The organism is Saccharopolyspora sp. NPDC050389 (assembly GCF_040655595.1).
In the GTDB taxonomy this organism is placed as follows: Bacteria; Actinomycetota; Actinomycetes; order Mycobacteriales; family Pseudonocardiaceae; genus Saccharopolyspora.
On the sequence record NZ_JBFAKG010000128.1, the window covers coordinates 1 to 22,754 of the forward strand.

General features: G+C 70.5%; 23 protein-coding genes and 1 tRNA gene. 10 read left to right on the top strand and 14 right to left on the bottom strand.

Features of this window, described 5'->3' with window-relative positions; all coding sequences use genetic code 11:
- Nucleotides 1–507: HNH endonuclease signature motif containing protein (locus tag AB0I53_RS44805; RefSeq protein WP_358616000.1), on the top strand; the 507-nt coding region annotated here is incomplete at its 5' end.
- 45 nt (nt 508–552) lie between these two features.
- Here AB0I53_RS44805 and AB0I53_RS44810 read toward each other — a convergent pair.
- Nucleotides 553–1,467 (bottom strand): LysR family transcriptional regulator, encoded by a 915-nt coding sequence (locus tag AB0I53_RS44810; protein WP_358616003.1) that lies wholly within the window; start codon nt 1,465–1,467, stop codon nt 553–555.
- Between the two features lie 76 nt (nt 1,468–1,543).
- On the opposite strand from AB0I53_RS44810, the gene AB0I53_RS44815 reads away from it, so the two are divergent.
- Nucleotides 1,544–2,230, top strand: a complete 687-nt coding sequence (locus tag AB0I53_RS44815; RefSeq protein WP_358616006.1) for a flavodoxin family protein — start codon at nt 1,544–1,546, stop codon at nt 2,228–2,230.
- 75 nt (nt 2,231–2,305) lie between these two features.
- Nucleotides 2,306–2,716, top strand: coding sequence for a hypothetical protein (locus tag AB0I53_RS44820; RefSeq protein ID WP_358616009.1), 411 nt, complete (start codon nt 2,306–2,308; stop codon nt 2,714–2,716).
- A gap of 14 nt (nt 2,717–2,730) precedes the next feature.
- Here AB0I53_RS44820 and AB0I53_RS44825 read toward each other — a convergent pair whose 3' ends face one another.
- Nucleotides 2,731–3,063, bottom strand: coding sequence for a hypothetical protein (locus AB0I53_RS44825; RefSeq protein WP_358616012.1), 333 nt, complete (start codon nt 3,061–3,063; stop codon nt 2,731–2,733).
- Between the two features lie 69 nt (nt 3,064–3,132).
- On the opposite strand from AB0I53_RS44825, the gene AB0I53_RS44830 reads away from it, so the two are divergent.
- The gene (locus tag AB0I53_RS44830; protein WP_358616015.1) at nt 3,133–3,876 is read left to right on the top strand and encodes an SDR family oxidoreductase; all 744 of its coding nucleotides are present in this window, start codon (nt 3,133–3,135) and stop codon (nt 3,874–3,876) included.
- Here the strand turns inward: AB0I53_RS44830 and AB0I53_RS44835 are convergent.
- The 5 genes from AB0I53_RS44835 to AB0I53_RS44855 all read right to left on the bottom strand — a co-directional run bounded on the left by AB0I53_RS44835 (nt 3,873) and on the right by AB0I53_RS44855 (nt 8,991).
- Entirely contained in the window at nt 3,873–5,042 is a 1,170-nt protein-coding gene (locus AB0I53_RS44835; RefSeq protein WP_358616018.1) for an MsnO8 family LLM class oxidoreductase, read from the bottom strand. The two genes, AB0I53_RS44830 and AB0I53_RS44835, sit on opposite strands and share 4 nt — an antisense overlap.
- A complete protein-coding gene (locus AB0I53_RS44840; protein WP_358616021.1) occupies nt 5,039–6,406 on the bottom strand; it encodes an NtaA/DmoA family FMN-dependent monooxygenase in 1,368 nt (455 codons plus the stop codon). The genes AB0I53_RS44835 and AB0I53_RS44840 overlap by 4 nt, the downstream gene beginning before the upstream one ends.
- Nucleotides 6,403–7,560 (bottom strand): LLM class flavin-dependent oxidoreductase, encoded by a 1,158-nt coding sequence (locus AB0I53_RS44845; RefSeq protein ID WP_358616024.1) that lies wholly within the window; start codon nt 7,558–7,560, stop codon nt 6,403–6,405. Before AB0I53_RS44845 ends, AB0I53_RS44840 begins: the two co-directional genes overlap by 4 nt.
- A gap of 300 nt (nt 7,561–7,860) precedes the next feature.
- A complete protein-coding gene (selD, locus tag AB0I53_RS44850) occupies nt 7,861–8,862 on the bottom strand; it encodes a selenide, water dikinase SelD (protein ID WP_358616027.1) in 1,002 nt (333 codons plus the stop codon).
- 36 nt (nt 8,863–8,898) lie between these two features.
- Nucleotides 8,899–8,991: transfer RNA gene (locus AB0I53_RS44855), tRNA-Sec, on the bottom strand.
- 23 nt (nt 8,992–9,014) lie between these two features.
- Here AB0I53_RS44855 and AB0I53_RS44860 point away from each other — a divergent pair.
- Nucleotides 9,015–9,803 (top strand): alpha/beta fold hydrolase, encoded by a 789-nt coding sequence (locus AB0I53_RS44860; RefSeq protein WP_358616029.1) that lies wholly within the window; start codon nt 9,015–9,017, stop codon nt 9,801–9,803.
- On the opposite strand, the gene AB0I53_RS44865 is transcribed toward AB0I53_RS44860, so the two are convergent.
- The 3 genes from AB0I53_RS44865 to AB0I53_RS44875 form a co-directional block, all read right to left on the bottom strand.
- Nucleotides 9,800–10,291 carry an LppP/LprE family lipoprotein gene (locus tag AB0I53_RS44865; RefSeq protein ID WP_358616031.1) on the bottom strand — a complete coding sequence of 164 codons (492 nt, stop codon included), beginning with the start codon at nt 10,289–10,291 and terminating at the stop codon, nt 9,800–9,802. The genes AB0I53_RS44860 and AB0I53_RS44865 overlap by 4 nt on opposite strands.
- A gap of 58 nt (nt 10,292–10,349) precedes the next feature.
- Nucleotides 10,350–11,333, bottom strand: coding sequence for a sigma-70 family RNA polymerase sigma factor (locus AB0I53_RS44870; RefSeq protein ID WP_358616033.1), 984 nt, complete (start codon nt 11,331–11,333; stop codon nt 10,350–10,352).
- Nucleotides 11,334–11,413: 80 nt separating this feature from the next.
- Nucleotides 11,414–12,337, bottom strand: a complete 924-nt coding sequence (locus tag AB0I53_RS44875; protein ID WP_358616036.1) for a siderophore-interacting protein — start codon at nt 12,335–12,337, stop codon at nt 11,414–11,416.
- A gap of 61 nt (nt 12,338–12,398) precedes the next feature.
- Here AB0I53_RS44875 and AB0I53_RS44880 point away from each other — a divergent pair, with 61 nt between their 5' ends.
- Nucleotides 12,399–13,400 carry an ABC transporter substrate-binding protein gene (locus AB0I53_RS44880; protein WP_358616039.1) on the top strand — a complete coding sequence of 334 codons (1,002 nt, stop codon included), beginning with the start codon at nt 12,399–12,401 and terminating at the stop codon, nt 13,398–13,400.
- A 60-nt stretch (nt 13,401–13,460) separates the two neighbouring features.
- On the opposite strand, the gene AB0I53_RS44885 is transcribed toward AB0I53_RS44880, so the two are convergent.
- The gene (locus tag AB0I53_RS44885; protein ID WP_358616041.1) at nt 13,461–14,069 is read right to left on the bottom strand and encodes a TetR/AcrR family transcriptional regulator; all 609 of its coding nucleotides are present in this window, start codon (nt 14,067–14,069) and stop codon (nt 13,461–13,463) included.
- Between the two features lie 128 nt (nt 14,070–14,197).
- On the opposite strand from AB0I53_RS44885, the gene AB0I53_RS44890 reads away from it, so the two are divergent.
- Genes AB0I53_RS44890 through AB0I53_RS44900 form a run of 3 tightly spaced genes read left to right on the top strand, consistent with a single transcriptional unit; the run spans nt 14,198 to nt 18,283 of the window.
- A complete protein-coding gene (locus AB0I53_RS44890) occupies nt 14,198–15,745 on the top strand; it encodes a long-chain fatty acid--CoA ligase (protein ID WP_358616044.1) in 1,548 nt (515 codons plus the stop codon).
- A 12-nt stretch (nt 15,746–15,757) separates the two neighbouring features.
- Complete coding sequence (locus AB0I53_RS44895; protein ID WP_358616047.1) at nt 15,758–16,933, top strand: acyl-CoA dehydrogenase family protein; 1,176 nt, start codon at nt 15,758–15,760, stop codon at nt 16,931–16,933.
- Nucleotides 16,934–16,954: 21 nt separating this feature from the next.
- Nucleotides 16,955–18,283: an MFS transporter gene (locus tag AB0I53_RS44900; protein WP_358616050.1), complete on the top strand. Its 1,329-nt coding sequence runs from the start codon at nt 16,955–16,957 to the stop codon at nt 18,281–18,283.
- Here AB0I53_RS44900 and AB0I53_RS44905 read toward each other — a convergent pair.
- From AB0I53_RS44905 to AB0I53_RS44915, 3 genes are read right to left on the bottom strand one after another with little or no spacing between them, the layout of a single operon-like run.
- The gene (locus AB0I53_RS44905; protein ID WP_358616053.1) at nt 18,280–18,915 is read right to left on the bottom strand and encodes a helix-turn-helix domain-containing protein; all 636 of its coding nucleotides are present in this window, start codon (nt 18,913–18,915) and stop codon (nt 18,280–18,282) included. The genes AB0I53_RS44900 and AB0I53_RS44905 overlap by 4 nt on opposite strands.
- A gap of 2 nt (nt 18,916–18,917) precedes the next feature.
- Nucleotides 18,918–19,814: a hydroxymethylglutaryl-CoA lyase gene (locus tag AB0I53_RS44910; RefSeq protein WP_358616056.1), complete on the bottom strand. Its 897-nt coding sequence runs from the start codon at nt 19,812–19,814 to the stop codon at nt 18,918–18,920.
- Nucleotides 19,815–21,026 carry a CaiB/BaiF CoA-transferase family protein gene (locus AB0I53_RS44915; protein ID WP_358616059.1) on the bottom strand — a complete coding sequence of 404 codons (1,212 nt, stop codon included), beginning with the start codon at nt 21,024–21,026 and terminating at the stop codon, nt 19,815–19,817.
- 307 nt (nt 21,027–21,333) lie between these two features.
- Between AB0I53_RS44915 and AB0I53_RS44920 the strand changes: the two genes are divergently transcribed.
- A complete protein-coding gene (locus AB0I53_RS44920; protein WP_358616061.1) occupies nt 21,334–22,671 on the top strand; it encodes an SLC13 family permease in 1,338 nt (445 codons plus the stop codon).
- Nucleotides 22,672–22,754: the final 83 nt, after the last annotated feature.

The following is a 22,754-nucleotide window of genomic DNA, read 5'->3' on the forward strand; positions in this document are numbered from 1 at the left end:
TTGGGGTTCGTCGACGAGTACGGTATGCCTGGCACGTTGAACACCGAACGCGCCATCACCGCACAGAACGCCCGCCGCATCGCCTGCGACGCCGAGGTCCTGCCGATCGTCCTTGACGGTGACAGTCTTCCGTTGGATGTGGGTCGGGCGAAGCGGACCGCGCCCACGCATATTCGTGCGGCGTTGCTGCGTAGGGACGGGGTGTGTGCGTTCCCCGGATGCGACCGGCCGCCGGGAACTCCGGAAGCACACCACGTCCAGCACTGGGTCGACGGCGGCGCAACCGACCTGGACAACATGGTGATGCTCTGCGGCCACCACCACCGCACACTCCACAACCAACGATGGGACATCACCATGCACAACGGACGACCCGAGTTCATCCCACCACCCACAGTGGACCCGAGGCGAACACCCAGATCCGGCGGCAGAGCACTGCCAGCCCAACACCGCGAGTACCTCCGGGAGCTCATCCCCGCACCACGGGGCCCGGCGGGCGCACCATGACGCCCTCTGGTGGTTTGGGGGTTGGGCTCCTGAATCCGCTCGCCGCTATCGGGGCGCGCATTGCTGCGCGACGGCCGTCTTCAGGGTTGTGAGGTAGTGGGCTACCGCTGGTCGGGTTTCGGTGCCTCGGCGGATCGTTGCGTGGATCCGGCGTTGTATCGGGCCGCCTTCGGTTGCGATCGTGGTCAGCGTCGCCGTGGTCGGTAGGCGGGCGTGGCTTGGTACGAGGGCGATGCCCAATCCGGCCTCGACCAGGGCGGCGATCGCGGCCCAGTCGCTGGCTCGGTGTCGCACGTTGGGGCGGAAGCCCGCCGCCGCGCACGTCGAGTGCAGCAGTTGGTCGCAGGCGTCGCCCGCCGCCGTGCTGATCCAGTCCTCGTCGGCGAGCCGTTTCAGATCGGCCGCCTTCTGGTCGGCGATGGGGTGGGTCGCCGGAACCACTAGGTGGCAGTCGTCGGTGCCGAGTTCGATGCGGGTGCACCTCGGGTCGTCGTCGGGCAGCGCCACGTCCGCCGTCACCGAGACGATCACGTCCAGGCCGCCGCTGCAGAGCTGGTCCAGGCAGTCCGGTACCGCTATCTCGTGGATGCCGACTCGCAGTCTCGGGTGCTGTTCGCGGATGGCCTGCGCCGCCGGGATCAGCACTGTCGGGATCAGCGACGGGACGCCTCCGACGCAGAGCTGCCCCAGGTCGCCTTGGGCCGCCGCCTGCACGTCGCCGAATGCGCGCTCCAGGTTGGCGAGCAGCGCGTATGCGTGGTCCACCAGGACTCGCCCGGCTTCGGTGAGCCGCAGGCGCCGCCCGTCGACCTCCGTCAGCGGCGTGCCCGCTTCCTTCGCGAGGGTCGCCAGCTGTTGCGAGGCGGCGGACGGTGAGACGTGCAGCGCGGCCGCTGCGGCGTGCAGCGTGCCTTGCTCGTGCAAGGCGACCAGGAGGCGCAGCCGGGTCGGATCGAACATGCATTAAAACTTACCAGTACCGGCCTTAATGTCCCACTTGTCTTTATGGTTGTTTCTGGTGAGCATTGGTCTGTAAATGCGCCGCAAACAAACGGGGGTGTCTTTCCCGGTGAAAGTTCTTGCCTTGAGCTCCAGTCCGCGCAAGGACGGAAATTCCCGCATGCTCGCCGAATCGATGCTCGCCGGGGCCGCGCAGGCCGGCCACGAGGTCGAGATCGTTGATCTCTCCGACGTGGTTTCGGCGCCGCTGCGCGACTGCCGGGTGTGCCGCGACGCCGCCGGGCGTTGTTCCATCGACGACGACTACGAGGACCTCCTGACGGGCAAGGTCCTCGCCGCCGATGCGCTCGTGCTCGCCACGCCCCTCTACTGGTACGGCATCTCCGGGCAGCTGAAGATCTTCATCGACCGGATCTTCTGCTACGAGGCGGCCGGCTATCCGGAACACGAGCAGGTCAAGCGGCGGCTGGTGAACAAGCGGCTGGCCGCCGTGGTCAGCTCGGAGGAAACCTATCCCGGCTCCCTGGTCGGCGTCACCGCGCACCTGCAGGAGCTCGCACGCTACCTCCACCACGACTTCGTCGGCGTCGTGCAAGGTTTCGGCAACTCGCGCGGCGAAGTGACCCGGGATCCGGGCGATCCGCTTGGCAAGGCCTTCGAGCTGGGCACTCGGCTGTTCGAGGCGCGCGCCACCGACTACCGCATCGACACCCCACGTCCCTCCACCGTTTGGGCCGAGGCGGCGGTGGGCACGGCGGATTAAGGGCAATTCGGCCCTGGGACGTATCGGGGCGCCTCGCAACCCTTTGGCGGTGGAGTCCGCGGAGGGAGCCGAACCATGACGTCTCGCAACATGCCGCGTCGCGGCATTTCCACCCCATGGCTGGGGTGGGTGATCTTCGCCGGCATAGTCCTGCTGGTCGTCGGCGTCGTCCAGGTGATCTACGGCATCGCGGCTTTCACGCGCTCCGGCGCCACCATCGTCCCGCCGGCCGGCACGGCGACCCTCGGCCACGTCGGCTTCGCCTACATCGTGCTCGGCGTCGTCCTCGCCGCCGCCGGCGTCGGGGTGATGTCCGGTTGGATGTGGGCGCGCGTGGTCGCGATCGTCATCGCCGTGCTGAGCCTGCTCACCAACATCGCGTTCTTCCTCGGCTCCCCGGTCTGGTCCAGCATCGTCATCGTGCTGGACGTGATCGTCATCTACGCGCTCGCCCTGCACGGAAAGGAGGTCAAAGGCATGCGGTGACGCCGGCGACCGGCTCACGCGGTGTGCGCCTCCGACACCACCAGCGGCGTGCCTTGCATGCAGGTCGTGACCATGCCCGGCTCGAGCCTGCCGCGGACGACGGCGGTCACGCCCGGACGCAGCGTGGACGGGGGATGCACCAGCAGGTACTCCCGGTCGGCGGTGCTGAGGACCAGGCATCCTTGCTCGACTCCGCTGCGCACGACACCGCGCACCGTGACCTCCCCGCTTTGCACCTGGACGGGCACGACGGGAAGGTTCGTCGGTGCTTCGGCACAACCCGCCAGTGCGACGAGCGCGGCGCACAGCGCCACCCCTGCAGTCGGTAGACGCGAAACCATGCTCATGGCGCCGGGATACCCACGCGCGGCCGTGGGGTATCAATGAGCCCGTTGGCAATGACGACGGGAGGGCTGATGAGCGACATGCGAGTCGCGGTGGTGACCGGGGCCGGATCGGGCGTGGGGCGGGAGATCGCGCGGGCGCTGCTCGGCGCGGGCTACCGGGTGGCGCTGGCAGGCCGGCGGCCCGAGCCGCTGCAGGAGACCGCACAGGGCTCCGCCGCCGCCCTCGTGGTGCCCACGGACGTCGGTGACCCGGAGTCGGTCGCCGCGTTGTTCGACGGCGTCCGTGACGCGTGGGGCCGGGTGGACCTGCTGGTCAACAACGCGGGCACCTTCGGCGCCGCGGGCTCGGTCGGCGAACTGTCCTATTCGGACTGGCAGGCCGTCGTGCAGGCCAACCTGACCGGCTCGTTCCTGTGCGCGCACCACGCCTTCCGCGTCATGCGGGAGCAGGACCCGCAGGGCGGCCGGATCATCAACAACGGATCGATCGCCGCGCACAGCCCGCGGCCGCGCAGCGTCGCCTACACCGCCACCAAGCACGCCATCACCGGCCTGACCAAGTCGATCTCGCTGGACGGGCGGCCCTACGACATCGCCTGCGGGCAGATCGACATCGGCAACGCCGCCACCGAGATGACCGCGGGCATCGCCACCGGCGCGGTGCAGGCGGACGGCTCGGTGCGCCCCGAACCGACCTTCGACGCCCGGCACGTGGCCGACGCCGTGCTCTACATGGCGGGCCTGCCGTTGAACGCCAACGTGCAGTTCCTGACCGTCACCGCCACCGCGATGCCGTTCATCGGTCGCGGCTAGGCCGCCGGCCAGGCCTTCGCGAGCAGTTCGTAGGAGCGGACCCGGTCGGCGTGGTCGTGCGTGACCGTGGTGATCACGAGTTCGTCGGCGCCCGTGGCGTCGCGCAGCGTCGTCAGCTTGCGCGCCACCGTCTCCGGCGCGCCGACGATCTGCGTGTCGACCCGGTCGGCGACGATCTCCCGCGCCTGGTCGGTCCACTGGAACTCGGCGGCTTCGGCCGGGCTGGGGAACGGGATCGCGCCCTCCCAGGCACGGATGCTGTGCACCCACGGCCCGTACGGGGCGGCGAGTTCCCTGGCCCGCTCGTCGGTGTCGGCGACCACCACGTCCGCCGACACCACGACGTAGGGCCGGGCCAGCTTCGCGGAGGCGGCGAAGCCCTCCCGGTAGGACGCGACCGCCTCCAGCACCGTGGACGGGCTGACGTGGTAGTTCGCCGCGAACGGCAGGCCCAGCGAACCCGCCGCCGCCGAACTCTCCCCGGCGCTGGAGCCGAGGATCCAGACGTCGAGATCGGCGCCCTCGACGGGCACGGCGTGCACCTCTTCGCCGCCGGACGACCGGAATTCGCCGCTGGTGAACCGCAGGATGTGCTCGACCTGGGTGCGGTAGTCCAGCGGCGCTTCCGCGGGATCGCCGGTGCTGAGCAGCCGCTGCTGCTCCTCGATGCGGGCCAGGAACCGCTTCGACTTGGCCAGCGCCCGCGGCTTGGGCGGGATCAGCAGCCCGTCGACCACCTTCGCCGCGGGCGCCGGGCCGTCGGCCGGATCGGCGAACCGGGCCACCAGCTCCCGGCTCCGCACCAGGCCGGAGCGGCCCAGCCCGAGGTCGACGCGGCCCGGGTGCAGTTGCGCGACCGTGCCGAACTGCTCGGCGATCACCAGCGGGGCGTGGTGGCCCAGCAGCACCGCCGCCGAGCCCACCCGGATGCGGTTGGTCGCGCCGGCGACCAGCGCGATCAGCACCGCCGGCGCCGCGGAGGCGACGCCGGGCGTGAGGTGGTGCTCGGCCACCCAGTAGCGCCGGTAGCCGAGGTGTTCGGTGCGCTTCGCGAGGTCGATGGTGTTGCGCAGGGCGTCCGCCGGGCCCTGCCCGGAAACGATGGGGGACAGGTCGAGGACGGAGAGGGGAGTGGGCACCTGCGGCCTCCGGGATGTCTTGGTCATGAGGCGGTTTTCGCGCTCTGGCGGGGGTTTTCCAGCGGCGGCAGCCCGAGGTTCTCGCGCAGCGTCGCACCCGGGTACTCGGTGCGGTACACGCCGCGCTCCTGCAGCAACGGCACCACGGTGTCGACGAACTCGTCCAGGCCGCCGGGAGTGAGGTGCGGGACGAGGATGAAGCCGTCGGAGGCCTCTTCCTGCACGGACCGGTTCATCTCCTCGGCCACGCTCGTCGCGGTGCCGATGAACGACTGCCGCGCGGTGACCTCGATGATCAGCTCCCGGATGGACAGCTGCTTGGCTTCCGCGAGTTCGCGCCACCGTCGGGCGATGGCGATCGGGTCGCGCTGCCGGCGGGCGCTGGCCCGGCCCTTGGCGATCGTGTCGGTGCCGGTCGCGGGATCGAAGTCCGGCAGCGGGCCGTCCGGGTCGAAGTCGCCGAGGTCGGTGTTCCAGAGCTGCTCCAGGAACCGGATGGCGGTCTGCCCGCTGACCTGCTGGTGGCGGATGTGCGCGGCGCGTTCGTGGGCTTCCGCGTCGGTGTCGCCGAGCACGACGGTCGTCGCCGGGAACACCAGGAGTTCGTCGCGGGACCGGCCGTGCCGGGTGAGCCTGCCCTTGACGTCCGCGTAGAACTCCTTGCCCGCCTCCAGGGTTCCGTGGCCGGTGAAGATCGCGTCGGCGGCCGAGGCGGCGAACTCGCGGCCCGCGTCGGAATCGCCGGCCTGGAAGATGACCGGCCGGCCCTGCGGGCTGCGCGGCACGTTGAAGCGGCCCGCGATGTCGAAGTGCGCGTCGCGGTGTGCGAAGGAACCGGCCAGCGGGTCGTTGATGAAGATCCCGGATTCCTTGTCGGCGACGATCTCGTCGCCGCGCCAGGAGTCGAAGAGCTCCCACGCGGTGCGCAGGAACCGCTCGGCGCGTTCGTAGCGCTGGTCCTCCGGCAGGTATCCGCCGCGCCGGAAGTTCTCGCCGGTGAACGCGTCCCACGACGTGACGACGTTCCAGGCCGCCCGGCCTCCGGAGAGGTGGTCGAGGCTGGCGAACTGCCGGGCCACCTCGTAGGGCTCGTTGAACGTCGAGTTGATGGTGCCCGCCAGCCCTAGGCGTTCGGTGACGGCGGCCAGCCCGGCCAGCACCGTGAAGGTGTCCGGGCGGCCCACCACGTCCAGGTCGTAGATCTTCCCGGCGTGCTCGCGCAGCCGCAGTCCTTCGGCGAGGAAGAGGAAGTCGAATTTCCCGCGCTCGGCGGTGCGGGCCAGGTGCGCGAAGGACGAGAACTCGATCTGGCTCAGCGAGGCCGGATCGCTCCACACCGTCGTGTTGTTCACGCCCGGGAAGTGCGCTGCCAGGTGAATCTGCTTGCTCACAGGTGTCCTCCGGCGGTGGCGTAGCGGCTGGTCGGCCGGTGCAGGCCGAACAGGCCGCGCAGCGTGTCGGCCTCGTAGGCGGTGCGGAACGCTCCGCGTCGTTGCAGTTCCGGGACGAGGTCCCGGGTGATGGCGGTCAGGTCGTGCGGGATGGCGCCGGGCCGCAGCCGGAAACCGGAAAGCCCAGCCTCGGCCCAGGCCAGCAGCCGGTCGGCGAGTTCGGCCGCGGTGCCGGTGAACACCGGAGCGTCCGATGTGGACACCGTGCCGTCCTGCTCGTCCAGCCGCGCCTTGCGGTCGGCCGCGCCTTCGCCGAGGAAGACGACCAGGTCGCCGAAGACGTGCAGGGCGTCGTGCTCCCGCCCGGCGTCCAGCTGTTCGGCGCGGATGCGCTCGACGATCCGGGCCTGCTCCGCGTCGTGCGGGGTGGTGAAGGCGATGTCCACGGCGCGGGCGGCGAACCGGTGCGCGGCGGCCTCGGTCGCCAGGGCCGTCACCAGCGGCTGGCCCTGCGGCGGCCGGGGCGTGATCGACGGTCCCTTGACGTCGAACCACTTCCCGGCGAAGTCGATGTAGTGCAGCTTGTCGCGGTCGATGAACCGCCCGGTCGCGACGTCGCGGATCTCCGCGTCGTCCTCCCAGCTGTCCCACAGCCGGCGAACCACCTCGACGTAGTCGGCGGCCTCGTCGAACAGTTCCACGGAATCGACCTCGCGCCGGCCGAAGTGCGCGGCCTCGCTGCGGCGGCCCGAAACCTGCACCTGCCAGCCCGCGCGGCCGGTGCTGATGTAGTCCAGGCTGGCGACCGCCTTGGAGATGTGGAACGGCTCGGTGTGGGTGACGACCGCGCTGGGCACCAGGCCGATGTGCGTGGTGCGGGGCGCGACGCGGGCGGCGATCAGCCCCGCGTCGAGACGGCCGCGCACCTGGTCGGTCCGGTCGTCCGGGCCCTCGTCGGCGGTGGTTTGCGGGCCGAGCGAGTCCTCGATCGTGACGAGGTCGAGCAGTCCGCGCTCGGCTTCCCGCACGACGTCGACCCAGTAGTCGGCGGTGAAGATCTCGGCGGCGCGGGCGGATTCCTCCCGCCACGCGGCGGGATGCCAGCCGGCGCCGTCCAGCGCCACCGCGAGGTGCAGGTTCGGTCGTGGTGCCATCTGCAGGTCCTTGCTGCCGGGCGGAGTTGACTCCACAGTGGATTCAAGTGGGCGAGCGCGCTGAAGGCGCGGAAGAACGGCGCCGGAGGAGGCGGCGAACGAGACCGGCGAACGATGCCGGGAGAGGCGCGGGACTGCGGGCGCTCAGTGCCGCGGACAGGCGGCGGAGCTGACCCGGAGGAGGTCGACGTGGTCCCTGGTGACCAACTGCACCGACTGAGCCATACCGAGAACGCTAGAAGCGTCCCAGAGAAGCGTCAATGGATCATCGCGGCTGCCCACGATGTGGGCGGATGCGTTTCAGAGCAGCGAAATCGTCGCGGTGCGGGTAGGAAGCACCCGGCCGATCACCGCTGCGCCGGGAATCTCACCGACCACGAGCAGCCCGCCGGAGGTCTGCGCGTCGGCGAGCAGCAGCAGGTCCTCTTCCGGCGCCGAACCGGGATCGAGGTGCGGGCGAACCCAGTCGAGGTTCCGGCGGGTGCCGCCGCTGACGAACCCGGCCCGCACCGCATCCCGCGCGCCGTCGAGGTAGGGCACGGCGGCGACGTCGATCTCGGCGGAGGTGCCGGAAGCGCGCATCGTCTTGAACAGGTGTCCCAGCAAGCCGAATCCGGTGACGTCGGTCGCGCACACCGCGCCCGCCCGCGCCGCCGCGGCGGCGGCATCGCGGTTGAGCGTCGTCATCGCGTCGATCGCCTGCTCGAAGCGCTCGCCGGTGCTCTTGTGCCGGGTGTTGAGGACGCCGATGCCCAACGGCTTCGTCAGCGACAGCGGTAGGCCGGGCCGCGCGGTGTCGTTGCGCAGCAACCGATCCGGCTCGACCAGGCCGGTGACCGCCAGGCCGTACTTCGGCTCGGGATCGTCGACGCTGTGCCCGCCGCCGACGTGGCAGCCCGCCGCCCCGGCGGCGTCGCAACCGCCGCGCAGCACCTCCGCGGCCAGCTCGAACGGCAGCACGTCGCGCGGCCAGCCGAGCAGGTTGACCGCGAGGATCGGCGTACCGCCCATCGCGTAGACATCCGACAGCGCGTTCGTGGCGGCGATACGGCCCCAGTCATAGGGATCGTCCACAACAGGCGTGAAGAAGTCCGTGGTGGCCACGATCGCCTGCCCGCCGTCGGTGCGCACCACGGCGGCGTCGTCGCCGGTCTCCAGGCCGACGACCAGCTCCGCGTTCGGCCGCTCGACGACGGGTGTCAAGCCGCTGAGGACCGACTCCAGTTCGCCGGGCGGGATCTTGCAGGCGCAGCCGCCGCCGTGCGCGTACTGGGTCAGGCGAATCGCCGCGGCCCCGGTCATGGCCCCATTGCAGCACGTCGGCGGCGGGTTTACCGGCGGAGACGGACGGGAATCGAACCCGCCGCACCGAGGTGCTCGGTGCCACCGGCTTTGAAGGCCGAGGGGGCCACCAGGCGCCCAGACGTCTCCGCAGGCCACTCTAGGATGTCGGCGTGCCGTTCGCGACGACAGCTGATGAAGCGAAGATCTACTACCAGGTCCGGGGTTCCGGCGAACCGCTCGTGCTGCTGAGCGGGCAGGCGAACACCCACCACTGGTGGGACAACGTGCACACCGACTTCGAGGACGACTACCGGACGATCGTGCTGGACTACCTCGGCACCGGGCAGAGCGACAAGCCCGCCGACGCGGAGTACAGCGTCCGCCGCTTCGCCGCCGACGTGATCGCCGTCCTCGACGAGCTGGGCCTCGCGCGCGCCCACGTCTACGGCACCTCGATGGGCGGCAAGGTGGCGCAGTGGGTGGCGATCGACCACCCGGACCGGGTCGGCGCGCTGGTCCTGGGCTGCACCTCGGTCGGCGGCACCCGCGGACTGCGCGCCGCCGCCGAGGTGACCCGATCCCTGGCGCAGCCGTCGGCGGACGCGGCGCGCCAGGCCCTGATCGACCTGATGTACACGCCGGGGTGGGTGCAGACCCACCCCGGCCCGTACGTGACGCTCGGTGGGCCGATGCCCAACCATGCCCGGCGCGGGCATCTCCGGGCCAGCAACGGCCACGACAGCTGGGCGGAGCTGGACCGCGTGACGGCACCGACGCTGGTGCTGCACGGCACCGACGACATCTTCAGCCCGGCGGAGAACGCCGCGATCATCGCCGAACGAATCGCCGGTGCCGAACTGCACTACCTCGACGGTGCCCGCCACGCCTACTTCGAGGAGCAGCAGGCCGAGTCCTCCGGCGCTGTGCTGCGGTTCCTCGCCGAGCACCCGCTGGGCTAGCCGCCCTGCCCGTTGGGCAGGTCCGGGATCGGCGGTTCGGCCTGGATTCCGCCGCCCGCCAAGGTGATCCGGTGAGTGCTCGCTCCCGCGCTCGGGCAGCAGCCCGGATCGCCCGGCGCGTACCGCGGGAAGGACAGCACCACCGAACTGCCGTCCTGCTCGGAGATCTCGATCATGCCGGCGTGGATCGTCCCGGCCACGCGCTGCCCGTCGAAGAAGAACACCTCCTGGCAGCGGCCGTTCGCGCTGCCGGTGCACATCGAGTGGATCGCGCGCAGCGGCCCGGCCAGCGTTCCCTCCGGCGGCGTCGGCGTGAAGCCCTCGCGGGTGATGAGTTCCTCCGCGGCCGCCAGGTCGAAGGTGTCGGGCGGCGGCTGCACGGGCGGCGCGGCGGCCTGGCTGGGCGGGGCCGCCGGTGACGGCGTGCCAGGTTCGGCGGTTCCGCAACCGGCGACCAGCACGGCCACCGCCAGCGGAACGACTCTCATGATCGAATGCACGCCTGTTCGACGCGCCGGTGCCCGCCCCGGTTCCGGCGCGCCGGGATCACCGCGGGCAGGTGTCGGGCAGGCCGAATTTGGGGAACATGCTGACGTCGAAGAACGCGACTGTGTGCTTGACCTTCGCGCCGTCGAAGTCCAGCACCTGCAGGTGGAACGGCCGGAACACGCCGTCGGGCTCGCGCCGGTACACGCCGAAGGCGACCTGGCCGTTCGCCCGGGCCGGCAGCAGCCGCAGCTCGCCCGGCCCAGCCGGGCACTTGAGGTCGACCAGCTGGCCGATGTGCTCGGCGCCGCGCACCCACGTCGCGATCGGCGGCATCTCCCAGACCGCGTCGTCGGTGAACATCTGCACGATGGCCGGGATGTCCTTGGCCTCGAACGCCGCCACGTAGCGCTCCAGCAGCTGCCGTTGCTCGGCGGTCAGCGGCTGCGGGATGTCGTCCTCGGACGGCTTGACCTGGTCGAGCTGGGCACGGGCGCGCTGCAGGATGCTGTTGGCCGCGGCCGTGCTGATGTCGAGCGCGTCGGCGACCTCGGCGGCCTTCCACTTCAGCACGTCGCGCAGGATCAGCACCGCCCGCTGCCGGGCGGGCAGGTGCTGCAGGGCGGCGATGAACGCCAGCCGGGTGCTCTCCCGCGTGCCGACGATCGCCGCCGGATCGGTGTGCTCGTCGGTGACCATGCCGTCCGGGATGGGTTCCAGCCACGACACCTCGGGAAGCTCGACCAGCTCGCCGCCCGGATCGTCAGTGGGGCCGCCCAGGCCGGTCGGCAGCGGCCGGCGCTTCCGGCTTTCCAACGCGGTCAGGCAGGTCGTGGTGGCGATCCGGTAGAGCCAGGTGCGCAGCGACGACCGGCCCTCGAACCGGTCGTAGGCGCGCCAGGCGCGCAGGTACGTCTCCTGCACGAGGTCTTCGGCGTCGTGCAGCGAGCCGAGCATCCGGTAGCAGTGCGCCAGCAGTTCCCGGCGGTACGGGTCGGCCTGCGCGACGAAATCGTCGGTGGCCATGGTGGTCGTGGCGGCCATGACTGCGCCCCTTCGGCTACCTGTCCAGCACTTTTGGTGTCGCAGAGCACAGTATCCGATGTCACCGACAGATCAGGCGGTCAGCAGTGGCCCTCGCGCCAGTAGCCCATGAAGGCGACCGCCTGCTTCGGGACGCCGTAGTCGCTCACCAGCAATCGGCGCAGCCGTTTGATCACGCCTGCCTCGCCGGCCAGCCAGCCGTAGAAGGAACCGGGGGTGGCCGCGTCCTCGACGATGTCGGGCACGTCCCACAGCTTCGCGGTGTCCGCGTCGACGTCGTCGAGTTCGGCCGCGCCGCCGCGCGATCGCGGGCGCAGCTCGTCCAGGGCCGCGGCGACGCCTTCCTCCAGCAGCTTGCCGTGCGGCACCGCCGCGCAGCGGGGGAACCAGCGCACCTCGACGCCGTCGGGCAGGTTCCAGTCCTGCCGGTCGTGCTCCTCGGGCACTTCGAGGCAGACGATGCCGCGCGTGCACGGCGGGAGCGCTTCGATGATGGAAGCGACGGCGGGCACGGCGGTCTCGTCGCCGGCGAGCACCAGGTGGCTGGCCGTCACGGGCGGGGCCCACTCGCAGCCCCACATGCGGCCGGTGCCCGGCCGGTCGGGGCCGAGCAGGCCGATCTCGTCGCCGGGCCGCGCCGCCGCCGCCCAGTTCGAGGCGGGGCCGCCGTGCAGCACGAAGTCGACGTCGAGCTCGGCGGAGTCGCCGCGGTAGGCGCGGACCGTGTAGGTGCGCAGGTTCGGGCGGATCTCGTCGGGCATCGCGAGCCACCGCTGGTACCAGTCGGGCCCGCTCGGGAAGTCCGCGAGGGTGCGGCCCGGCTGCGGCAGCACCAGCTTGATCCGCTGGTCGTCGCCACCGGCGCCGAAGGAGCGCAAGCATTCGGCGGTGAACGTGATCCGGACGAAGCTCGGGCCGAGCCGTCGCACCCGCGCGACTTCGACCGGGAACGTCCGGTAGACGGGCTTCTGCTCGATCAACTGCGCGGTCCGCGTACCTGCCATCCGTAACCTCCCGAGATCGAGTGCTAGGTTAGCCTAGCCTTACGGAATTGGGGAGGTTGGTTTGCGTCACAAGATCCGAGCCGCTGCCGCGTTGCTCGTCGCCGTCGGCTCGCTGACGGCGTGCGCCTCGCCAGGTCAGAGCGACCAGGCGGGCACCGGTTGGTCCTACACCGACGATCGTGGGATCACCGTAAACGCGGACAAGCGCCCGGAGCGGATCGTCGCTCAGGTTTCGGCGGCCGGCGCGCTGAAGGACTTCGGGGTGAACGTGGTCGGCACGTTCGGGCCGCTGGTGCGCGACGACGGCTCGACCGAGCCGGAGGCGGGCAGCATCGATCCTCGCCAGGTCACCGACGTCACCGGGCCCGGCTACGGCGAGGTGAACCTGGAGCGGCTGACCTCTCTCAGCCCGGAGCTGCTGGTCAGCGGCAAGTACGCGGAGTTCGCCGGCCTCTGGCACCTGGTCCAGGACCAGGAGGAGGCGGTCAAGCGGATCGTGCCGACCGTCGGCGTCGAGCAGTCGGGCATCGCGTTGCCCGATGCCATCCGCAAGTACAAGGAGCTGGCTCGCGCGCTCGGCGGCGACGTCGACTCGGAGCGGGTGAAGGCCGACGAGCAGCGGTTCAACGCGGCCGCCCAGCGCCTGCGCGACATCGGGGCGCGGATGCGCGCCGAGGGCAAGTCGATCCTGGCCGTGGGCGGCACCAAGGAGGAGTACTTCGTGGTGGTCCCGGGCCGCAACCCCGACCTGGACTACTACGTCAAGGAGCTGGGCCTGCCGATCACGACGCCGAAGAACCCGGACGTGGCCGGCGGCGGCTACTTCGAGCGGCTGTCCTGGGAGAAGGCCAACGCCTATCCCGCCGACGTCCTGCTGTGGGACGCCCGGCCCGCGTCGATGAAGCCGGAGCAGATGAAGGAGAACCCGGTGTTCGCCTCGCACCCGGCGGCCGCGGCGAACCGCTTCGTCGAATGGGACGCGGTCGCGCCGATGAGCTACGCCAGCTACGCCGGGATCATGAACGAGCTGGCCGGCCAGCTGGAGTCCAGCCTGGCCCGCTGAGCGATCCTCGAGCCCCCGGCATCACTGTCCGATGTGGATGGTGGTGCCGGGGGTTTTGCTTTACTCGTCCGCCGGTTCGCCGTCGAACCCGTTCGCCCAGTGGCGGCCGCGCAGGGAAAGGTCGTGGAGCATGCCGGTGATCTCCTCCGGGCTCAGCTCCGGCGGGTCGGATTCCAGCCACCAGCGCATCACGGCGGTCTGCTCGCCGACCCAGGCCCGGGCGAGCACCTCGACGTCGATCCTCGGTGACACGCCCCGGTAATCGGCGCGCGACTGGAAGATCTTCGCGGCCGCGGCGGTCCGCGCGTCCATGAACTCGCGCAATGCGCGTCCGTCGCCTTCGCCGCGGAGGATGACCCGGTACAGGTCGCGTTCCTCCAGGGCGTGCCGGTACATCTCCAGGACCGGTTTGCCGGTGAACCCGACCGAGGAGGCCGGGACCAGGGGGAGCAGTCGGGCGTGCAATTCCTCCAGCAGGTCCGACACCACCTGGCTGAGCAGCGCGTCCTTGTCGGCGTAGTGCTTGTAGAAGGTCGCCCTCCCCAGGTCGGCGCGCTCGGTGATGTCCTCCACCTTCACGTTCGCGTAGCCGCGTTCCAGCGCGAGTGCGACCAGGGCGTCTCGCAGGAGGCGGCGGGTTCGGCGGCTGCGCCGATCCTCGGTCGACATCGGGAAAACCCTTCGTGAGGCTGCTCGGTTCACCGTTGTGCAGGCAGTATACGCAGCCATTGACATCCTGCGTGTTAGTAGACAACCTGTCTACTAATGGTCATATTGATGACGAACTGGGAGTCGGTGTGAACCTGGGTTGCTACCTCACCCGCAGCAGCACGTTCTGGCCGGACCGGGAGGCCCTGGCCTGCGGAGACCGGCGGTGGACCTACCGGGAGCTGGAGGAACGGACCAATCGGCTGGCCTCGGCGCTGCTCGCGCGGGGAATCGAGCCGGGGCAGGCGGTGGCCACCTACGCCGGGAACAGCGCGGAGCTGGTGGAAACCGAAATGGCCTTGTACAAAGGCGGATTCCTGCGGGTGCCGATCAACGCCCGACTGGCGGCGGGGGAGGTCGAGCACGTCCTCGCCGATGCCGCGGTCCGCGTGCTGTTCGTGGACCGCGCCCACGCCGAGCTGGCGCGCAACGTGGTGCGCGACGCGGGACTGCCCTGTGAAGTGATCGACTACGAGGACGATCCGGACGGCTATGCGCGCCTGCTCGGCGAGGGAGATCCGGCGCCGGTCGCGGTGGAGGTCGCGGCCGACGATCCGGCGGTGCTGAACTTCACCTCGGGATCGACCGGGAAGCTGAAGGCCGCCGTGCAGACGACCGGCAATCGGCTGGCGAACATGCGCAAGCGGCTGATGACGCCGGAGCGGAGCGACCCCGGCGGCGAGCGCTACCTCGCCGCCGGGCCCATCACGCACGCCACCGGGATGGGCCTGCTGGCGGCGTTCGCCCGCGGCACCACCGTCGTCGTGCTGCCGAAGTGGGGCGCGGGCGAGTTCCTGCGCGCCGTCGAAACCGAGCGCATCACCTCGACCTTCCTCGTGCCCACCATGCTGAACATGGTGCTCTCGCACCCGTCGATCGGCGCCACCGATCTGTCCACGATGAACTGCCTGCGGGTCGGCGGAGCGCCGGTCTCGCCGCAACGGTTGCGCGAGGCCGTCACGGTGTTCGGGCCGATCGTGATGCAGGGCTACGGGCAGGCTGAGACCACCAGCGGGGTCACCGTTCTCACCAGCGAGGACGTGGCCCGCGGCATCGCCGAGGATCCTGAGCTGCTGTCGTCCTGCGGGCGCGCGGTCTTCGACACCGAAGTGAGCGTGGTCGACGAGGACGGCGCGCCCGTTCCGGCCGGTGCCCTAGGGGAAGTCGTCGTCCGCGGGCCGGACTGCGTCCGCGAGTACTGGCACGAGCCGGAGTTGTCCGCGCAGACGTTCCGCGACGGCTGGGTGCACACCGGCGACATCGGATACCTGCGCGCCGACGGCTACCTGTTCATCGTGGACCGGAAGAAGGACATGATCATCTCGGGTGGCTTCAACGTCTACTGCAGCGAGGTGGAGGCGGCGCTCTACGAGCACCCGGCGGTCTCCGAAGCCTGCGTCGTCGGAGTGCCGGACGAGAAGTGGGGCGAGGCCGTCAAGGCGGTCGTGGTGTCCCGGCCCGGGGCCGGAGTGCGCGACGGCGAACTCATCGACTTCTGCGCCCAGCGGCTGGCCCGCACCAAGCTGCCCAAATCCGTCGACTTCGTGACCGAACTCCCGGTGAACCGCAACGGGAAGATCGACCGCCGCGCGGTTCGCGACCGGTACTGGCCGACCGGTGCCCGGAAGGTCCACTGAGGAAGGAAGCGCATGTCGTTCACGCTCACCCCCACCTACGACGACAACCCCCGCTTGGCCGATCTCGTCGCGCGGCTGCGGGACTACCTCGACGGCGAACTCGCCGAGTACGAGCGGTCCCTCGGCCTCACACCGGAAACGAGGCTCGGCCGGGAGATGCTGGAGCCGGTCTGGAAGCGCTGCCGCGAGCTCGGCTTCTACGGGATCCACCTGCCGCCGGAGTACGGCGGGCAGGGGCTGTCCCACACCGAGTTGGCCGCGCTCAAGGAGGAGGTCGGTGCCTCCGGCCGCATCCTCTACCACTCGGTGCTCGGTGACATGGGAGGCCCGCTGCGAGCCGGCGCCATCTTCGAACACGCCACCGCCGCACAGCTGGAGAAGTACCTGCTGCCGGTCATCCGGGGCGAACGCGCCTGCTGCTTCTCGCTGACCGAATCCGGGGCGGGTTCGGACGTGCGGGCAATGAGCACCACCGCCACCCCGGACGGGGACGGCTGGCGGATCACCGGGCACAAGGTCTTCTCCTCGGCCGGACCGTTCGCGGATTTCTCGGTGCTGGTCGCCCGGATGGCGGGAGCGGAGGAGACGTACTCCGCGTTCCTGGTCGACCTCGACGCCCCCGGATGCACGGTGGTCGACGGTCAGACGCCGATGTCCGGCCAGCACATCGAAAGCGACATCGTCCTGGACGACTGCTACGTCGGCGCCGATCAGCTGCTGGGGAAGGTCGGCGACGGGCTGCGCGTCGGGCTGGGCCGGGTCACGACCAACCGGTTGCTGCACTGCCCGACGGTGCTCGGGCATGCCCGCAGAGCGCTGCAGCTGACCGTGGAATTCGTCGGTGAGCGACGGGCTTTCGGAGCGCCTCTGGCCGCGCTGCAGTCCATCCAGCACAAGATCGCGGACATGGCCACGGCCTACTACGCGGCCCGCAGCATGACCTACGACGCGCTGGCTGCGCTCGACGCGGGCACCAAGCCCCGGACCGAGGCGTTCATGTGCAAGCTCTTCGTCGCGGAGAACGCATTCCACATCGCCGATGAAGCGGTGCAGATCCACGGCAAGGCGGGGATGGTGCGCGGCGCCGAGGTCGAGTGGCTGTTCCGCCGGCTGCGGATGTTCCGCATCCTCACCGGTTCCTCGGAGATCCAGAAGAACGGCATCGCCAAGGCCCTGCTCGCCACCTGAGACCAACCCGTTGGAGCGCCGATGAAGTCGCCGAACGCAGACCGCCGCGCCTGGGCGGTCATGAGCCTGCTGCTGGTATTCATGCTGATCAACTACGCGGACAAGGCCGTGCTGGGCCTGGCCGCGAACTCCATCATGCGCGAGCTCGGCCTGACCCCGGCCGAGTACGGCCTGCTGTCGAGCTCGTTCTTCTTCCTGTTCAACGTCTCCGCCGTCGCGGTCGGATTCCTCGCCAACAGGGCCTCGGCCAAGTGGATCCTGTTCACCCTGGTCATGATCTGGGCGGTCACCCAGCTGCCGGTGGCCGCCGGCGCCGGCTTCGGCCTGCTGCTGGTGAGCCGGATCGTCCTGGGTGCGGCGGAAGGCCCGGCCCAGCCGGTCGCCCTGCACGCCGCGTTCAAGTGGTTCCCGAACGAGAAGCGCAGCATCCCCGGTGCGCTGGTCGTCGGTGGCGGCGGGATGGGCGGCATGCTCGCGGCGCCGCTGCTCACTTTGGTCATCGTCCACTTCGGATGGCGCTGGGCGTTCTTGACGCTGTTCTTCGTCGGAGTCGCGTGGTGCATCGCCTGGGCGTTGATCGGCCGTGAGGGACGAGCCGATGCCACGCCCGGCGCGGACGCTATCGAGCAGGAGCCGCAACCGGCAGCCGCGCTGCGCGTGCCCTATCGCCGGATCCTGCTCAGCCCCACCTGGCTCGCCGGATTCGTGGGCGCTTTCGGCGCGTACTGGGCGTCCGCGCTGCTGCTCGCCTGGGTTCCGGTTTACGCCGAAACCGCACTGGGTTACTCCGCGGTGGCGGCCGGCGCCATCGTAACCGCGCCCTGGGTGCTCAAGACGGTCTTGACCTTCGGGCAAGGGGCCCTGACGCAGTGGATGATGCACCGCGGCCTGTCCAGCCGGGTCGCCCGCGGCGTCCTGGGCGCATCCGCCCTCCTGCTGGCGGGTACCGCCATGCTGCTCATCCCGGTGGTGGCGCATCCAGGCCTGCGGATCGCGCTCATCGCGGTCGCCTTCAGCTTCGGGGCCGTCACCTTCGCCATCGGCCAGACCGTGAACGCCGAGATCAGCCCACCCGCGCAGCGCGGCGCGGTGCTGTCCACCACCGTCGGCCTGGTCACGCTCGCCGGTCTCGCCGCGCCGTACGTCACCGGACGGATCGTCGAGGCGGCGGCGGACGCGAGCACCGGCTTCGGCGTCGCGTTCGCCATCCCCGGCGTCCTGATGGTCGTCGGTGGCCTGGCCGCGATGATCTTCGTGCATCCCGAGCGAGATGCGCGGCGGATCGGGGTGACCGGCATCCCTGGTGACCACGACGCAGCGGACCAACCGGCGGCCGCCGGCCGCCACTAGCTGTCGAGAGCCGCTCCGATGCGGGTGGCGGCGGCGACGACCTGGGCGCCGAAGCGTTGGCCCGGGCTTGGCAGGAGTCGTTGTGTCGGCGCCGAAAGGCATACCGCCGCGATCGTGTCGCCGTGCAGGCGCACCGGAGCGCTGACCGAGCCGACACCCGGCGCGCGGGCCTGGACGCTCTCCACCCAGGCGTGGCCGTCCGGGTTCCGCTCGCCGAGCAGCACCTGGCCGGACGATCCGTGCGGGAACGGGAGCAAGGTGCCCACGGGCTGGCTGGCCCGCAGCTCCTCCGGTGACTCGACGCTCACGATGCACAGCCGGTGGTCGGCTCGCCGGACCCACAGCTGCACCGATTCCCCTGCCGCTGCGCACAATTCCTCCAGCACCGGCCGCGCGGTCTCGGCGAGCGCCGAGGTCGCGAAGCGCGGGCCCAGGTGGAAGCAGCCGGCGGCGTCGCGCCGCAGCAGGCCGTGCGCGACGAGCGCGGTGGCCAGGCGGTGCGCGGTGGACACCGTCAGGCCTAGCGTCCTGGCCAGTTCGCTGGTGCCCATCGGGTGGCTTTCCACGCAGTCCAGGATGGCCACCGAGCGGTCCAGGACGCCGACGCCGGTGGTGAACGGTTCCGCGGCCACGGCTAGCGCCGGACTTCCGCCGGAGCGGCCGGGATCTTCGCCAGCGCCGACGGCAGCGCGTGCCCGACCAGTCCGGCGAGGTGATCGCGCAGCGCGCCGAGCTTGGACACGTCGATCCCGGTGTCGATGCCCTCCCGGTGGAACAGGTGGATCAGGTCGTCGGCGGCGATGTTGCCGGTCGCGCCCGGCGCGAACGGGCAGCCGCCGAGCCCGCCGAGCGCGGCGTCGAAGCGCCGGATGCCGCAGCGGTAGGCCTCCCAGGCGTTGGCGTCGGCCATGCCGTAGGTGCTGTGCAGGTGAAGCCCCGTTCGCTCCACGGGAAAGACGTCGCGCACCGCGGTGACCGCGCGGCTGATGTCGCCCGGCGAAGCCGCGCCGATGGTGTCCGCGAGGTGCAGCACGTCGACGCCGATGTCCGCGTAGTGCCGCGCGACCCGGACGACGCGCTCAACCGGGGTGTCACCGTCGAAAGGGCAGACGAACGCGGTCGCGATGCAGCCCTCGGTGCGGATTCCCGCGTCGTGCACGATCTCGGCGGCCCGCGCGATGCGCTGCATCGCTTCCGCCGTGCCGGTACCGGCGTTCGACACGCTGTGGCCCTCGCTGGCCGAAAGCACCAGCCGCACGTTCTTCGCGCCCGCCTCGACGGCGCGCTGCGCGCCCCGTTCGTTGAGCACCAGCGTGTGGAAGGTCGCCGGCTGGTCGGCGAGGCCCGCGACGACCTCGGCGGTGTCGGCCATCGTCGCCACCCGCTTCGGGTTGACGAACGAACCGATCTCCAGGTGCTTGAAACCCGCCTCGACCAGCAGTTCGCCGAAGCGGACCTTGTCGGCGGTGGGCACGATCACCGGCTCGATCTGCAGCCCGTCGCGCAGCGACACCTCAGTGATGAGTACCAATCAGACCACTCCTTCGGCCCGCAGCTCGGCGGTTTCGGTCTGGGAGAGCCCCAGCTCGGCCAGCACCTCGTCGGTGTGCTCGCCCAGTTCCGGGCCGAGCCAGCGGGTGCCGCCCGGTTCTTCGGTCAGCTTCGGGACGATGCCGGGGAACAGCACCTCGCGGGTCTCGTCGCCTTCGATGCGCACCGGGTGCCGCTCGTGCATCCCGCGGGCCGCGAAGTGCGGATCGGCCACGATGTCCGGCACGTCGTAGATGGGTCCACTGGGGACGGACGCCCCGGCGAGCAGCTCCAGCACCCGGGGGCTGTCCAGCCGCGCCGTCCAGGAGCCGATCGCCTCGTCGATCTCCGCGCCCCGCTCGACCCGGCCCACGTTCGTCTGCAGCGCGGGATCATCGGCCAGGTCGGGGCGGTCGATCAGGTTCATCAGCCGGGCGTAGATGGCGTTGTTGTTGCCACCGACCACCACGTACTTGCCGTCGGCGCACCGGTAGGTGCTCGACGGAACGACCCCGGGAATCGTCGCCCCGGTGGCGTCCCGGGTGACGCCGAAGGCGTCGAAGTCCGGCACCGAGGATTCCATCAGCGAGTAGATCGCCTCGTACAGCGCGACGTCGACGGTCTCGCCGGGCTCGCCGGAGCGGCGGCGCAGCAATCCCATCAACGCGCCGATGACCGCGTAGAGCCCGGCCACCGAGTCGGCCAGGCTGACGCCGGTGCGCACCGGCGGCATGCCCGGGTAGCCGGTCAGGTGCCGCACGCCGCCGAAGGCCTCGGCGACGCCGCCGAAGCCCGGGCGCTCCCGGTACGGCCCGGTCTGCCCGAACCCGGAGATCCGCACCAGCACGGCCTCCGGGTTGGCCCGGCGGATCTCCGCCGGGCCGAGTCCCCACTTCTCCAGCGTGCCGGGCCGGAAGTTCTCCAGCACGATGTCCGCGCCGGCGATCAGCTTCCGCGCGACGTCCTGGCCCGGCGCGGAGCGCAGGTCGAGGGTCATCGAGCGCTTGTTGCGCGCCATGGTGCGGAACAGCAGCGACACGTCGCCGCCGTGCAGCCGCCAGTTGCGCAGCTCGTCGCCGGTCTTGGGGCGTTCGATCTTGATGACGTCGGCGCCGAACTCGGCGAGGATCCGCCCCGCGGTCGGGGCGGCGATGAAGTTGCCGAGCTCGACCACCCGGACCCCGGTGAGGGGCCCGTGTCCGTTGGACGCCATCGGTCTTCTCCTGTTGTCACGGTGTTGCGGCATGGGCGATGTGAGCGCCCGGGGCGTGGAGGTGTCCGTCTCCGCAAGCCCCTGCTTTTCAATATTTGGGAAACTGATGCCTTTATTCGGCAAGGCAGGACCGTAATCACCCGAATGAGGATTCACAAGGCCTTGATCACGCAACGATGATGTGTATGCTTCGCCGGTCCGTCTTCGTAGCCGCCGGTTGGGCAAAACCCGACCCGGTGGGAAAAGCGCTGCTCGCCGCAGAACTCAGGAGTCGGCTCGTGCCGACCCCGACGAATCGGACCCATAGATGTCGGACATCGTTGTCTTCGCCAACGCCGCGATAACCATCGTCGGCGTCGTCGTGCTCATCCTCCGCGCCAAGATCAGCCCGGCCATCGCGCTCGTCCTCGGCGCGATCTACCTGGGCCTGGTCTCCGGACTGGGCCCCGAGCAGACCATCAAGTCCATCACCACCGGCTTCGGCGACCTGATGACCGAGGTCGGGCTGCTGATCGCCTTCGGCGTGCTGCTCGGCTCGCTGATGGCCTCCCTCGGCGCGATCGAGAAGCTCGTCGACTTGCTCGTGCGCACCTTCGGGCCGCGGAGCCTGCCCTACACCTTCGGCGCCACCGTCGGCACGGTCCTGCAGTCGATCTTCGCGGACGTGCTGCTGGTGATCACCGCGCCGCTGGCCAGCCGGCTGTCCCGGCAGATCGGCCCGTACGGCGCCGCCCGGATGTGCGCGGCGATGGCGCTGGGCATCGAGGTCGGCCTCGTGTTCGTGGTGCCCGGCGTCGGGGCCGTCGCGCTGGCCGGCGTGCTGGACCTGCCGTTCGGCAAGATGTTCCTCTTCGGCACCGTCACGGCGGTCTTCACCATCGTCGTCACGCTGGCGCTGTTCACCGCGCTGGCCAAGCGCGGCCTGTGGAACCCGAAGCTCGACGAGACCGAGGAACTGCCGGTCGCCGAGGTCGCCGAGGAGGAGCGGTCGCCGCGCGAGCTCCCGCCGCTGCCGCTGCTGCTGTCCCCGCTGCTGCTCGCGCTGGTGCTGATCGCCTTCGGCGCCATCGCGGAGATGGCCGAGTTCTCCTCACCGTGGGTCGACTTCCTCGGCGACCCGGTGATCGCCCTGCTCATCGGCCTGATCGGGGCCGTGATCATCGCGCGCTGGAAGCTCCCGGCGGAGCAGACCGCGGCGGCGTTCAAGCGCGGTTTCCACGAGAGCGGACAGATCCTCATCCTCACCGGCGTCGGCGGCTCGCTGGCGCAGACGGTGAAGGACGTCGGCCTGGGCGAGCTGCTGAAGGGCTACTTCTCCACCAGCACGGTCGTGCCGCTGCTGCTGGTGTGGCTGGTGGCGGCGGTGCTGCACATCGCGATCGGCTCGGTGACGCTGGCGTCGATCACCGCCGCCGGCGTGCTGGGCCCGGTGATGCCGCTGCTGGGCATCGACCCGATCTTCGTCGCCCTGGCGGCGGGCGCGGGCTCGCTGTTCGTCATCCACGCGACCAGCAACACGTTCTGGCTGCTGCAAACCCTGCTGCCGCAGACGACGCGAGGAGCCCTGAAGTCGGTGACGCTGACGGTCTCGGCGGCATCGATCATCGCCATGATCCCGATCCAGCTCATGGCGCTGGTGTTCTGAACCGGGCCGTGAGTCCGCCTCACCCGCACCGCGCCCGACCTGCTTGACCGCCTCACCAGCTCCCTCACCGATACCCTTGGCCG